At 72.5% G+C, this 12,830-nt stretch carries 15 protein-coding genes and 1 pseudogene; 11 read left to right on the top strand and 5 right to left on the bottom strand.

Features of this window, described 5'->3' with window-relative positions:
* Nucleotides 1–15 precede the first annotated feature (15 nt).
* Complete coding sequence (locus RKD23_RS27215) at nt 16–213, top strand: hypothetical protein (RefSeq protein WP_424856072.1); 198 nt, start codon at nt 16–18, stop codon at nt 211–213.
* A gap of 59 nt (nt 214–272) precedes the next feature.
* Nucleotides 273–974 carry a DUF4191 domain-containing protein gene (locus RKD23_RS27210; RefSeq protein ID WP_424856071.1) on the top strand — a complete coding sequence of 234 codons (702 nt, stop codon included), beginning with the start codon at nt 273–275 and terminating at the stop codon, nt 972–974.
* 176 nt (nt 975–1,150) lie between these two features.
* On the opposite strand, the gene RKD23_RS27205 is transcribed toward RKD23_RS27210, so the two are convergent.
* Nucleotides 1,151–1,618: an RDD family protein gene (locus RKD23_RS27205; protein ID WP_424856070.1), complete on the bottom strand. Its 468-nt coding sequence runs from the start codon at nt 1,616–1,618 to the stop codon at nt 1,151–1,153.
* Between the two features lie 210 nt (nt 1,619–1,828).
* On the opposite strand from RKD23_RS27205, the gene glnA reads away from it, so the two are divergent.
* Nucleotides 1,829–3,238: a type I glutamate--ammonia ligase gene (gene glnA / locus RKD23_RS27200; RefSeq protein WP_424856069.1), complete on the top strand. Its 1,410-nt coding sequence runs from the start codon at nt 1,829–1,831 to the stop codon at nt 3,236–3,238.
* 91 nt (nt 3,239–3,329) lie between these two features.
* Here the strand turns inward: glnA and RKD23_RS27195 are convergent, their stop codons facing one another.
* A complete protein-coding gene (locus RKD23_RS27195; protein ID WP_424856068.1) occupies nt 3,330–3,809 on the bottom strand; it encodes a MarR family winged helix-turn-helix transcriptional regulator in 480 nt (159 codons plus the stop codon).
* A gap of 141 nt (nt 3,810–3,950) precedes the next feature.
* Here RKD23_RS27195 and RKD23_RS27190 point away from each other — a divergent pair, with 141 nt between their 5' ends.
* The 5 genes from RKD23_RS27190 (at nt 3,951) to pspAB (ending at nt 8,210) form a co-directional block, all read left to right on the top strand.
* The gene (locus RKD23_RS27190; RefSeq protein WP_424856067.1) at nt 3,951–4,790 is read left to right on the top strand and encodes an NAD(P)H-binding protein; all 840 of its coding nucleotides are present in this window, start codon (nt 3,951–3,953) and stop codon (nt 4,788–4,790) included.
* Between the two features lie 85 nt (nt 4,791–4,875).
* Entirely contained in the window at nt 4,876–5,142 is a 267-nt protein-coding gene (locus RKD23_RS27185; protein ID WP_404034617.1) for a hypothetical protein, read from the top strand.
* An 87-nt stretch (nt 5,143–5,229) separates the two neighbouring features.
* Nucleotides 5,230–6,639, top strand: coding sequence for a hypothetical protein (locus RKD23_RS27180; RefSeq protein ID WP_424856066.1), 1,410 nt, complete (start codon nt 5,230–5,232; stop codon nt 6,637–6,639).
* A 70-nt stretch (nt 6,640–6,709) separates the two neighbouring features.
* Nucleotides 6,710–7,624 (top strand): zinc metalloprotease HtpX, encoded by a 915-nt coding sequence (htpX, locus tag RKD23_RS27175; protein WP_424856065.1) that lies wholly within the window; start codon nt 6,710–6,712, stop codon nt 7,622–7,624.
* A 1-nt stretch (nt 7,625) separates the two neighbouring features.
* Entirely contained in the window at nt 7,626–8,210 is a 585-nt protein-coding gene (gene pspAB, locus RKD23_RS27170; RefSeq protein WP_424856064.1) for a PspA-associated protein PspAB, read from the top strand.
* Nucleotides 8,211–8,294: 84 nt separating this feature from the next.
* On the opposite strand, the gene RKD23_RS27165 is transcribed toward pspAB, so the two are convergent.
* Nucleotides 8,295–8,576, bottom strand: coding sequence for a hypothetical protein (locus tag RKD23_RS27165; RefSeq protein ID WP_404034625.1), 282 nt, complete (start codon nt 8,574–8,576; stop codon nt 8,295–8,297).
* 125 nt (nt 8,577–8,701) lie between these two features.
* Here RKD23_RS27165 and RKD23_RS27160 point away from each other — a divergent pair.
* Both RKD23_RS27160 and RKD23_RS27155 read left to right on the top strand, forming a co-directional pair.
* Nucleotides 8,702–9,451: pseudogene (locus tag RKD23_RS27160) on the top strand (alpha/beta hydrolase); the annotation flags it as partial.
* A 129-nt stretch (nt 9,452–9,580) separates the two neighbouring features.
* Complete coding sequence (locus tag RKD23_RS27155; RefSeq protein ID WP_424858346.1) at nt 9,581–10,768, top strand: winged helix DNA-binding domain-containing protein; 1,188 nt, start codon at nt 9,581–9,583, stop codon at nt 10,766–10,768.
* Between the two features lie 53 nt (nt 10,769–10,821).
* Here RKD23_RS27155 and RKD23_RS27150 read toward each other — a convergent pair whose 3' ends face one another.
* Complete coding sequence (locus RKD23_RS27150; RefSeq protein WP_424856063.1) at nt 10,822–11,136, bottom strand: hypothetical protein; 315 nt, start codon at nt 11,134–11,136, stop codon at nt 10,822–10,824.
* Nucleotides 11,137–11,399: 263 nt separating this feature from the next.
* On the opposite strand from RKD23_RS27150, the gene RKD23_RS27145 reads away from it, so the two are divergent.
* Entirely contained in the window at nt 11,400–11,762 is a 363-nt protein-coding gene (locus RKD23_RS27145) for an arsenate reductase family protein (RefSeq protein ID WP_404034631.1), read from the top strand.
* A gap of 48 nt (nt 11,763–11,810) precedes the next feature.
* Here RKD23_RS27145 and RKD23_RS27140 read toward each other — a convergent pair whose 3' ends face one another.
* Nucleotides 11,811–12,812 (bottom strand): SDR family oxidoreductase, encoded by a 1,002-nt coding sequence (locus RKD23_RS27140; RefSeq protein ID WP_424856062.1) that lies wholly within the window; start codon nt 12,810–12,812, stop codon nt 11,811–11,813.
* Nucleotides 12,813–12,830: the final 18 nt, after the last annotated feature.

Here is a 12,830-nt window from a genome sequence, read left to right as displayed (position 1 = left end):
GGGGGACCCACAGTCATGCAGGCCGCGCCCGTTCGCGCCACCGCGATCCCGTCCTTCGCCGACGCCCTGCGCGCCGTCGAGTCGCTTCTGATGAGCGGCGGCCAGCGCACGGCCCGCCGCAACGCCTGGACCTCCGTCCTGGAGGACCGCCGCCGTGCCAAGGACCGGGTGGAGGCCCAGCGCGTGCTGGACCAGGCCGCCGCCCGCTCCTGAATCCGGTCCACCCGGCACTGCCGTCGAAGGCGCTCCCGGGGCCACGTAGACTTCGTGGCATGGCGAGGAAGGAAACCGCGGCGGACGCCGCGAACGCAGGGCGACTGAAGCAGATCGCTCTCACGTACAAGATGACCCGCAAGGCCGACAAGAAGATCGGTCTTGTACTCGCGGCCGTCGGACTCGGCGTCCTCGGTGTGTTCCTCGCGATCGGCTTCTTGATCGGCCACCCGGTCTATCTCGGCATCCTGGGCCTGCTGCTCGCCTTCCTCGCGACGGCGATCGTGTTCGGCCGCCGGGCCGAGCGGGCCGCCTTCGGGCAGATGGAGGGCCAGCCGGGCGCCGCCGCGGCCGTGCTGGACAACATCGGCCGGGGCTGGACGACGACCCCCGCGGTGGCGATGAACCGCAGCCAGGACGTGGTGCACCGGGCGGTCGGCAAGCCCGGCATCGTCCTGGTGGCCGAGGGCAACCCGAACCGGGTGAAGAGCCTGCTGGCCGCCGAGAAGAAGAAGATGAACCGCATCGTCGCGGACGTGCCGGTGCACGACATCGTCGTGGGCACGGGCGAGGGCCAGGTCGAGCTGAAGAAGCTCCGCACCACCATGCTCAAGCTCCCCCGCGTCCTGACCGGCCCGCAGATCACCGCCACCAACGACCGGCTGCGCGCCCTCGGTGACCTGATGAGCAACATGCCGCTGCCGAAGGGCCCGATGCCCAAGGGCATGAAGCTGCCGAAGGGCGGCCCGAAGGGTCGCTGACCCACTCCTCGTACACGAAGGGGCGCCCGGTGCTCGACAGCACCGGGCGCCCCTTCGTCGTAGACATGACCGTCGTAGACGTGACCGTCGTCGGCGTGACCGTCGTCGGCGTGACCGTCATGGGCGTACCACATGGTGTGATCTTCGCCGTATACGATCTTCGGCGTATACGAAGGTCAGATGCGGACCTCGACCGTGCCGGCCAGCCGGTCGTGCAGGCCGCGGCCGTCGCGGTCCCAGATCAGGGCGGGGATCGCGAGGCACAGCAGGACCGAGCGGACCAGGGCGCGCACCGGGTTCACCGTCTTGGTGTCGACGGCGATCACGCGCAGGCCGAAGAGGCGCTTGCCGGGCGTGGAGCCGATCGTGCCGACGGTGAGGACGCTCAGCGCCAGGAAGATCAGCAGGGCCCAGTTGCCGGTGGCCTGGCCGTACCCGTCGGTGATCAGGCCGTATGCGATGAGCATGCACAGCCCCCAGTCGACGGCGAGGGCGCCGAGGCGCCTGCCGGGGCGGGCGATCGAGCCGGGCCCCTGCTGCGGGAGGCCGAGCTGTTCACCCGGATGTCCGAAGTCGGCACCGGCTTCCTCCATGGCCGCGCGGGGCCCGGAGAGCCATGATCCGATTGCTTGCCTCTTGTCCACCCGTACACGGTACTGCGCCCGTTTTCGACCGGAGCACGGCGGGGTGTGTCGGAGCTACCGTGGAAGGTGAGCCGGTTAACTTCTGCGAAACAAATGGGTCACGCCCGAGAAATCACCCGTCCCTAGGGTCAGGTGCGAGCGTGTGCCACCGCACTGGCCGCACGAACGAACTACCACCCCGGCATGGCGGTCGGGAGTAGGAGGACCTGGATGTTCCAGAACGCCGACGAGGTCAAGAAGTTCATCGCGGACGAGGACGTCAAGTTCATCGACGTCCGCTTCTGCGACCTGCCGGGCGTCATGCAGCACTTCTCGCTGCCCGTCGAGGCGTTCGACCCCGACGAGGAGCTGGCGTTCGACGGTTCGTCGATCCGCGGCTTCCAGGCCATCCACGAGTCCGACATGGCGCTGCGCGCCGACCTGTCGACCGCGCGGGTGGACCCCTTCCGCCGCGACAAGACGCTCAACATCAACTTCTTCATCCACGACCCGATCACGGGCGAGCAGTACTCCCGTGACCCGCGCAACGTGGCGAAGAAGGCCGAGGCGTACCTGGCGTCGACCGGTATCGCCGACACCGCGTTCTTCGGTCCCGAGGCCGAGTTCTACGTCTTCGACAGCGTGCGCTTCAAGACGTCGGAGAACGAGTCCTTCTACCACATCGACTCCGAGGCGGGCGCCTGGAACACCGGTGCCCTGGAGGACAACCGTGGTTACAAGGTCCGCTACAAGGGCGGCTACTTCCCGGTCCCGCCGGTCGACCACTTCGCCGACCTGCGCGCCGAGATCTCCCTGGAGCTGGCCAACGTCGGCCTGAAGGTCGAGCGCCAGCACCACGAGGTGGGCACCGCCGGCCAGGCGGAGATCAACTACCGCTTCAACACGCTGCTCGCCGCCGCCGACGACCTGCAGCTCTTCAAGTACATCGTGAAGAACGTGGCCTGGCGCAACGGCAAGACCGCGACCTTCATGCCGAAGCCGATCTTCGGCGACAACGGCTCGGGCATGCACGTCCACCAGTCGCTGTGGACCAACGGCGAGCCGCTCTTCTACGACGAGCAGGGCTACGCCGGTCTGTCCGACACCGCCCGCTACTACATCGGCGGCATCCTCAAGCACGCCCCGTCGCTGCTGGCGTTCACCAACCCGACGGTGAACTCCTACCACCGTCTGGTGCCGGGCTTCGAGGCGCCGATCAACCTGGTGTACTCGCAGCGCAACCGCTCGGCGGCCATGCGCATCCCGATCACGGGCTCCAACCCGAAGGCCAAGCGCGTCGAGTTCCGCGCGCCCGACTCCTCCGGCAACCCGTACCTGGCCTTCTCGGCCCTGCTGCTCGCGGGCCTCGACGGCATCAAGAACAAGATCGAGCCGGCCGAGCCGATCGACAAGGACCTCTACGAGCTTGCCCCCGAGGAGCACGCGGGCGTCGCCCAGGTCCCGACCTCGCTGAACGCCGTCCTCGACGCCCTCGAGGCCGACCACGAGTTCCTCCTCCAGGGCGACGTCTTCACGTCCGACCTGATCGAGACGTGGATCGACTTCAAGCGCACGAACGAGATCGCGCCGCTGCAGCTGCGTCCGCACCCGCACGAGTTCGAGCTGTACTTCGACGTGTGAGCCGATGACGACCTGCTGACCGAGGTCGGCTGATCATCGAGGAGGCCGTCACCCCGCTGGGGTGGCGGCCTCCTTCGTCTTTCGGGCCGTTTCAGGCGGTGGCTCCCCGTCGGAGGGCCTCCTGCGCGGCGACGTACTTCAGCATCAGCCGTGCGAACTCGACGCGCTCCTGCTGCGGCCAGTCCGCGGTGATCTGCTCGAAGGCGGAGCGCTGGTGCCGGCGGAAGCGGGCCATCAGCTCCTCGCCCTCGGGGCTGAGGTGGAGGACCGTGCGGCGGCCGTCCTGCTGGGAGGCGGCGCGGACCAGGTGGCCGGCGGAGATGCAGTCGGACACCATGCGGCTGGCCACGGAGGGGTCCACGCCCAGGTGCTCGGCCACGGCGCCGACCGTGACTTCGCCGGTGCCGCGCTGTTCGGCCTCCAGGACGATGTTGAGGACCAGGGTGCGGCCGAGGTCCTTCTGGGAGATCGGGTTGTCGACCTCCAGGAGGGAGGAGCGGCGCAGCTTCCCGAACGCGGGGCCGACGGCGTCCAGCAGCTCGTCGGCCGATTCAGGCTCGTGCTTCGTCATGCGCCGCAGCCTACCTATGTACCCCCGCGAAGACATGTGTTGACCTGAAAACGTGTGCATGCAATCATGCATATGTCTTCGCCGGGTCATGGGGCTGTCCAGCTGTCCCTTCCCGGCCTCCTACGAACGGGGAGTTCTCTCATGACCACGCTCATCACCGGCGCCCGCGGCCAGATCGCCCGGTCGGTCCTCGCCCGCCTGCACTCCGCCGGGCTTCCGGTGCGCGCCGCCAGCGCTCGCCCCGCCGAGCTCACCGTCCCGGCCGGCGTCGAGGTCACCGAGCTGGCCCTGGACCGGCCCGAGGGCCTCGAAGCCGCGCTGAGGGGGGTCCGCCAGGTCCTGCTCTATCCGGAGCCCGCCGGTGTCCACGACCTGGTCAAGGCCGCCGAGGCCATGGGCGTGGAGCACATCGTGCTGCTCTCCTCGGCCTCCGTCCTCGGCCCGGACGCCGAGCACGACCCGCTCGCGCGCCACAGCCTGCTGGTCGAGCGCGCCCTCGCCGACGCCGCCCCCACCTGCACCCTCCTGCGCCCCGACGCCTTCGCCAGCAACGCCCTGAGCTGGGCGTACACCCTGGGCCGGGGACCGATCCAGCTCGCCTATCCCGACGCCCAGCTCGCGCCGATCCACCCCGAGGACATCGCCGACATCGCCGTGGAGGCGCTGACCGGCACGTCCCTCACCGGTCGCGCGCTCACGCTGACCGGCCCCGAGTCGCTCACCTTCCGCGCCCAGCTCGCCGTCCTCGCCGACGTCCTCGGCCGGGAGATCCCGGTCGAGCGGATCAGCCGCGCCGAGGCCGAGCGGCAGATGGGCGCGCACATGCCCGCGCCGATGGTGACGTCCCTGCTGAACTTCTGGGCGGCCGCCGACGGCACCCCCGCGGTCGTCCACGACACCACCGACAGCCTCCTCGGCCGGCCCGCCCGCACCTTCCGCCAGTGGGCCGTCGAGAACGCGGCCGCCTTCACCCGAAGCTGACGGCCCCTGAACCGGCGGCGCGTCATCGGGCGTATGTTCTATGGGACACAGATTCCTTCGTCCGAGGCGACACGGGGGGCCGTAGATGCCGACGCACGACCACGACGACAACCAGGAGCGCGAGTACGACCTGCGCTGGGCGGACTCCGCCGAGCACAAGGAACCCTCCGCCCGGGCCCGTATGCTCGCGGCCCGCTGGAAGCAGAACCCACCCGGCCCGGTCCCCTTCCGCGCCGACCCCACCACCTCCGGTCCGCGCCGCTCCTCCTGGGTCTCCACGGCCGTGGTCCTCGGCTGTGTGGTGCTGGTGATCGTGGTGATCGGGTACCTCAACACGCGCTCGCCGTACTGAGCCGTCCCGCCCCGAATCTCACGCGACCGGCCGCCGACCTGGGCCCTACCATCGCCGGATGGGCGGGAGAGCGAGGGGGGCGGCCCGGTGAGCGAGGAGATCTGGATCGGCGGAGTGGGCGCGATGCTGCTCGCCGAGGGCCTGCCGTTGCGTGAGGCGCTGGACGTCACCGACCCGGGTGGGTGGACCGCCTTCGACCTGGGGGTGCGCGGCCACGTCCCACCGGCGCTGCTGCCCGCCCGGCCAGGAAGAGGCCGGCTGCGGCGCGTGAAGCAGCTCACCGAGTCCGAGCTGGCCCTCGCCCTGTGCCACCCGGACGGCCGGATCCGCGAGGCCGCGCTGGACAGGGCGGGGGACCATCCCGATCTCCTGCCGCTGGTCGTCATCCGCAGCGCCGACTGGGCGGAGCCCGTGCGCGAGCGGGCCCGACGGCTGCTGGAGGAGCGGCTCGACGCGGCACGCGCGGTGACGCTCGCGGCCCTCGTCCTGCGGCTGGGCCGGCGCAAGCACGGCGGGTATGCCGTGCGGCTGCTCGGGGAACTGCTGCGGCACGCGCCCGGCGGACTGCTGGAGCCGCTGTACGCCGACGCGGACCGGGCGGTGCGGCGCTTCGCCCGTCGGCTCGCCGTGGCGGAAGGGCTCCTCTCCCCCGCCGAGCTGGCCCGCGTCGCAGCGCGCGACGACGACATCGTCGTACAGCGGTTGTGCGCGGACGCGGCGCTGGCCGCCGTGGTGCGCGGCGGGGCGTACGACGACGTCCTGCCGGAGCTGCTCGGGGCGCGGAACACGCAGGCACGGGCGGCCGGGGTCACCGCGCTGCGGGCGGCCGGGCGGCCCGAGGCGGCGGTGGTGTTCCTCGCCGACCGGTCGGCGCTGGTCAGGGCCTGTGCTCGGTATGTCGTACGACAGGGCGAGGACGACCCCCTCGCGTGGTACCGGGAGCGGTGCGCGCGGCCGCAGGACGTGCCTGCGGGGGCGGTGATCGGGCTCGCCGAGTGCGGGCAGCGGACGGACGCCGCTCTGCTGTGGCCGCTGCTCGGGCACCCGGAGGCCCGGGTGCGGGCGCGGGCCGTGGCGGGACTGCGGATGCTGGACGTGGCGGACGCGGCACGGCTGAGGCCGCTGCTGGACGACCCCGCCCCGGGGGTCGTACGCGAGACGGTCCTCGCGCTGCTGCCGTCCGCCGCGGCTCTGTCCGAGGCGTGGCTGACGCAGCGCCTCGAGGCCGGACGGCCCCGGCACCAGCGCGTGGCCGCGTTCCGGCTGCTCGGCGCGCGCGGCGGGCTGGGGCGGCTGCGGGCGGCGGTGGCGCTCGTGGACGACACGGACCTCAAGCTGCGTCTGCGGGCCCGGCAGTCCGTGCGCGGTTGGCGGCCGGAGGCGGACGTACGGTTCGGGGACCCGGCGGTGGGCGAGCTGCTGGACCGGGCACGGCATCTGTTCGGCGACGCGTACTGCTTCGAGCACCTGAGACGGGCGGCCGGGCTGCCGTACTGAGAGGCCCAAGGGCTTGCGGCGGGTGCACACTGGGGCACAGGGGCCGTGCCTGTGTCTGGGGTGATGGGCCGTGCGCAGTCGATTTCGCGGTGATCGGGGGCTGACCGCGCGGATGGCGGTCACGCTGTTCCTGCTCGGGCTGCTGTATGTCGCCTTCGTGGGCGCGCTGGTCGTGCTGCTGAAGTCGTGGGTGCTGGTCGTGGTGGTCGCGGCGGGGCTGCTGGGGGCGCAGTACTGGTTCTCGGACCGGATCGCGCTGTACGCGATGCGCGGGCGGGTGGTGGAGCGGGAGGAGTGGCCCGAGCTGCACGCGGTCGTGGACCGGCTGTGCGCTCTGGCGGACATGCCGCGCCCGGTCGTCGCGGTGTCGGCGATGGACATGCCGAACGCGTTCGCGACGGGGCGCAATGCCGATCACGCGGTGGTGTGTGTGACGACAGGGCTGATGCGGCGGCTGGAGCCGGCCGAGCTGGAGGGGGTCCTCGCGCACGAGTTGTCGCATGTGGCGCACAAGGACGTGGCCGTGATCACGGTGGCGTCGTTCCTGGGTGTGCTCGCGGGGCTGATCGTGCGGTTCGCCTTCTACTCGCAGATGTTCGGTGGCGGGCGCAGGGATCAGAACACCGCCGTCGTCCTCGCCGCGGTGCTGGGCGTGTCCGCCGCCGTGTACGCGCTCAGCTTCCTGCTGATCCGGGCCCTTTCGCGGTACCGGGAGCTCGCCGCGGACCGGGCGGCGGCGCTGCTCACGGGGCGGCCGTCGGTGCTGGCGTCGGCGCTGACGAAGGTGACCGGCGACATCGCGCGGATTCCGGCGAAGGACCTGCGGACCGTCCAGGCCTTCAACGCCTTCTACTTCACCCCGGCGGCCGGCTCCGGCCTCGCGCGGCTGTTCTCCACGCATCCCTCCCTGGAGCAGCGACTCGAACAACTGGGCCGGATCTCGGGTGAGCTGGGCGAGGCGGCCGAGCCGGGGAGGGCCGGCTGAGATGAGGCTGCTGGACATCCTTCTCGGCCGTACGAAGCCCGTCGAGCCGGATCTGGACCAGCTGTTCGCGCTGCCGTCGGCGGCGGTCACGCTGGAGGTCACGGCCGGATTCACGCCGACCGGGCAGGGCGCCGTGTGCTTCGCGACCGTCGAAGGCGCCGCCTTCGAGCAGACGCACCGCGAGGTACGGGCGCTGCTGGACGCGGACGCGGGACGGGAGGGGCCGCCGGTGGAGCTGGAGGAGGACGCCTACGGCTACTCCTGGCTGGTCTCGCGCCGCTCCCCCGACGAGCTGCCCCAGCTCGTCAACGATCTGCACGCGGTGAACAGTTCCCTGGAGGTCAACGGCTTCGGCCCGCAGCTGCTGTGCTCGCTGGCGGGCTTCCGGAACGAGGACGGCCGCGGCCTCGCGCTGGTCTACCTCTACAAGCGGGGCACCTTCTATCCCTTCGCGCCGCTGCCGGGCACGGCCGAGCGGCGGGACAACGCGCTGGAGCTGCGGGTGCGGGCCGCGCTGGAGGGCGACCTGCGCATCGAGCAGGACCTCGGACGCTGGTTCCCGCTGTGGGGAGCCCCCGGGCTGTGACGCCCGGGAGCCCCGTGTCGTGGGTGGGTCGGGTCGGTGGGTGCCGCCCCACGGCGGCGGGCCGGTGCACGGCGGCGGGCCGGTCTACTTGCCGCGCTCCTGGCGACGGGCCTCCTGGGGGCGCTCCCTGCGGTAGCGGCGCTCCCACTTGGCCTGCTGGTCACGGCGGGCCCGGTACGCCTGGTAGGTGGCGGGCGCAGGGCCCGTGGCCGAACCCGTAGGGGTTCCGCCGCGGGCCGCCGCGGACGAGCCCCGCCCGTACTGTGCGTACAGGTAGAGCAGGGCGACGGCTGCCAGCCACCAGACGTGGTCACCGAATCCCAGGACCACCAGGACCACGGTTCCGGCCATGATGAGATTCCTCATGACTGGTGTCTTCCGTGTAGGTGGATGTGTGGGTCCGCGTCCTTGACGACGCGCTACCAGCGTAGGAAGCCGGTCACCGCGGGTGCATCTCCTTTTTCCGGCGGCGGCCTGATCCAATGGGGCCCATGAGTGAACCGGCCTTCTTCACGCAGGACTTCGACGGTGAATGCCTCAGCGGCGCGTACAGCGCTGGTACGACCGCCACGGCCGTGCTGCTGCACGGCGCGGGCAAGGGCAGCAAGGAGCGACTGCTGCCGCTGCTCGGCGAGTTCACGGCCCAGGGCTGCGGCGCGATCGCCTTCGACTTCTCCGGGCACGGTGAAAGCACCGGTGACCTCGCCGAGTTGAGCCTGCGGCGGCGCTTCGAGCAGGCGGTCGCGGTGGTCGACGCCCAGGTGCCCGCGGGCCATCCGCTGATCCTCGTCGGGTTCAGCATGAGCGGGCAGACGGTCGCCGACCTCGCCGCCCACTACGGCGACAGGGTCGCGGCCCTCGGGCTGTGCGCGCCCGCCGTGTACGCCGCCGAGGCGTGGGACGTCCCGTTCGGGCAGGGCGACGGACGGTTCAGCGCGCTCATCCGCCGGCCGGAGGGCTGGCGCGACTCGGCCGCACTCGCGGCGCTGCGGGCGTACGAGGGCCGCGCGGTGCTGGTGGTGCCGGGCACGGACCACGTCATCCCGCCGGCGGTGACCGAGGCGGTCCAGGACGCGCTGAGCACCCGCGCCCGGTTCAGCCGCCTCGACCTGCCCGACGCCGACCACTTCCTCGGCATGTGGCTGCGCGACCACGCCGAGGACCGCCGGGAGCTGGTGACGTCGCTGCTGACGGGCCTGACCGAGGGCGGCTGTGCGGCGACCCGCGCAGGGGTGGCCAAGTAGCTCCCGCGAGTCGACGACCGTACGGTCCTGGGCGTCCCCCTGGCCACTGAGCCCGCCGCATTGTCAGTGGGGCGCGGCAGGATGGAGACACGAGCGGTTCCGTACGGCGGGGAGGGCGAGGTCGGGATGGGTGCTGGGCTGCGGTTCGTCGGGCCGGAGGAGCGGCGGGTCCGTCTGGGGGTGCGGCACCGGCTGGCGGGTGGTGCGCGGGCGCAGAGCCCGGAGGAGGTCGCCGAATCGCTGGTGGCGCTGCACGGCACGGACCCGGCCACGGTGTTCCTGGCGGTGGGGGCGCGCCTCGTGGAGCCGGGCAAGACGGTGGCGGACACGGAGCGGGCACTGTACGAGGACCGTTCGCTGGTGCGGATGCACGGCATGCGGCGCACGGTGTTCGTGTTCCCGGCCGAGCTGACGGCGGTGGTGCACGCGTCGACGGGCCTGGCGGTGGCCGCGAAGGAGCGGGCCGGGCTGCTGAAGAACATGGCGGCGGCCGGCGCGCCGGACGCGGCGTGGCTCGCGGAGGTGGAGGCGGCGACGCTGGCCGCGCTGGAGCGGCGGGGCCAGGCGACGGCGGCCGAGCTGGCGACGGACGAGCCGCGACTGCGGGAGCAGTACGTGTACGCGGCCGGGAAGAGCTACGAGGGCGTCCACACGGTCTCGACCCAGCTGCTGCGGGTGCTGGGCACGGAGGGCAAGGTGGTGCGGGGCCGCCCGCTGGGCTCGTGGACGTCGAGCCAGTTCCGCTGGGCACCCGCTCCCCCGCACCCCGAGCTGGAGGAGGCCGCCGCGCAGGCGGAGCTGCTGGAGCGCTGGCTGACCTGCTGCGGCCCGGCCACCGAGGCGGACCTGAAGTGGTGGACGGGCTGGAAGGTCACCGACGTACGGCGGGCCCTGGCCGCGATCGGGGCGCAGGAGGTCGCGCTGGCCGAGGGCACGGGTTTCGTGGCCGCCGGTGACGCCGAGCCGGTGACCGGCGGTGCGGCGGAGCCGTGGGCGGCGCTGCTGCCGGCGCTGGACCCGACGGCGATGGCCTGGCAGCAGCGGGACTGGTATCTGGCGCCGGAGCTGAGAGCGGCCCTCTTCGACCGCAGCGGCAACGTCGGCCCTACGGTGTGGTGGGACGGCCGGGTCGTCGGCGGCTGGGCGCAGCGGCCCGACGGCGAGATCGTCTGGCGCGTCCTCGACGGCGACGGCGTGGGCCGGGAGGCCGAGGCGGCGATCGCGGCGGAGGCGGAACGGCTGCGCGGCTGGGTCGGCGGCACGCGCCTGACCCCGCGCTTCCGTACGCCGCTGGAGCGGGAGTTGGCGGGCTGAGGCGCCGGGTGCCGTGCCCTGGCGGGGCGGGGCGGGCACCCGGCGTGGTCAGATCACCGGTTGTAGCGCAGGAACGCCCGGACCATGTGGCAGGTCGTGTCGGACGGCGGGTGCACGCCGATCTGCTCGGCGGCGCTGCGTATGGTCTCGTTGCGGGCCTGCTGGGGGACGTAGACGCCCGAGTCGAGCAGGGCGATGGCGAGGCGCATCGCCTTCAGGCGGCGGTTGTGCGCCACGTACCACTCGCGCGGCCGGCCGGGCGGCAGCGGCCGCTTGTGCACGGGCGCGTACGGCAGGTCGAGCAGAACGGGACGCTTCGCGGTGGACTGGGTCGGCAGCGGCTTCGTCTTCAGTGCGGCAGCGGGCACGGGCATCCTCCTGTCGCGGTCGGGGCGCCTCGCCGTGGCCATCCGGCGGCCTCGGCAACACCCTCGAACACTGCCTCTATTCTACTGCGGGGCACTGACAATCGGGGTGGCCGTCAGGCCGTCAAATGCCCAGGTGAGCGAGGAAATTGGCGGGGTGTCACACCCGCCACAGGAGGGGCACGCGACACCGCTCGAATTCGAACAGCGGGTCCGCCGGGTGACGTCAGGGACACGGTCCGGGCGGCCCGCGTACCGTGTACGCCATGGAGATCTGGATCAACCCCGCCTGTTCCAAGTGCCGTAGCGCCATCAGCCTGCTCGACGCCGAGGGCGCCGACTACACCGTCCGCCGGTATCTGGAGGACGTGCCCAGCGAGGACGAGATCAGGGCGGTGCTGGAGCGGCTCGGGCTGGAGCCGTGGGACATCACGCGGACGCAGGAGGCGGACGCGAAGGAGCTGGGGATGAAGGAGTGGGCGCGGGACGAGGCCTCGCGGGAGCGGTGGATCGCGGCGCTCGCGGCGCATCCGAAGCTGATCCAGCGGCCCATCATCACCGCGGACGACGGTACGGCCGTGGTGGGCCGCACCGACGACGCCGTGCGGGACGCGCTGACGCGTAAGTGACGTCCGCGCCGGCGCCTCCCGCGGCGGGCGCTCGCACTCGCGCCCCTGTCAGCGGCTCCCGGCCTCCAGCACCTTCGCCTCCAGCGCCGGGTCCAGCCCGACCGCCGGCCGGTCCGGGCGCTGGGGGGCGCTGCCGCCGAGGGAGCGCAGCCAGGTCCAGGTGTCGGCGACCGTGTCGGTGACGGGGCGGCAGGTCAGCCCGGTGGCGACGGCGCGGGAGACGTCGGCGCGGTGGAGGGCCTCGTGCAGGTCGGTGTCCGGCGGGACCCAGACGGGGAGTTGGGTCCACGGCTCGATGCCCGCGTCGAGGACGACCGACGGGTCGGTCCAGCGGAGCTCCGCCGTGTCGCCGGTGACCTGCCGGCAGGCCTCCAGCAGGGCGCCCATCGTGGCGTGCCCCTGGGGGCTGATGAGGTTGTACGGCCCGCTCAGCTCGCGCTCGACGGCGCCGAGCGTCCAGTCGGCGAGGTCGCGGACGTCGATGAACTGGATCGGCAGGTCCCGGGGGCCGGGCGCCAGGACGGGACCGCCCCGGGCGAGCCGGGTGAGCCACCAGGGCAGCCGGCCGATGTTCTCGTACGGGCCGAGGATCAGGCCCGCGCGCACGAGCAGGGCGGCGTCCGTGCCGAAGGCCTCGGCGGCGGCCAGTTCGGCGCCGCGCTTGTCGTGCGCGTAGTCGGTCTGCCCGGCGTCCGGGGCGGCGCCCTCGACGAGGGGCGCGTCCTCGGTGTAGCCGGCGGGCGGGGCCCAGGCGTACACCGAGCAGCTCGACACGTACACGTACCGGCCCACGCGCCCGTGCAGGTGGCGGGCCGTGTCCTGTACGGCGCGGGGCGCGGCCGACCAGGTGTCGACGACCGCGTCCCACTCGCCCTCGGCCAGCGCGTCCAGGCCGCCGGGTGCGGTGCGGTCGCCGATCAGCGACCGTACGCCGGGGACGGGTGTCTCCCGTCCCCGGTTGAACACGGTCACCTCCCAGCCGCGCCCGAGCGCGGCCTCCACGACGGCCCGTCCGACGAAGTGCGAACCACCCAGCACCAGAAGTCTCATGCAGGTGACTCTGCCCGC

Origin of the sequence: Streptomyces sp. SAI-170, assembly GCF_049739565.1 — a bacterium.
In the GTDB taxonomy this organism is placed as follows: Bacteria; Actinomycetota; Actinomycetes; order Streptomycetales; family Streptomycetaceae; genus Streptomyces.
The sequence above is the reverse complement of the archived record's forward strand: the minus strand, read 5'-3'. Positions and strand labels throughout refer to the sequence as shown.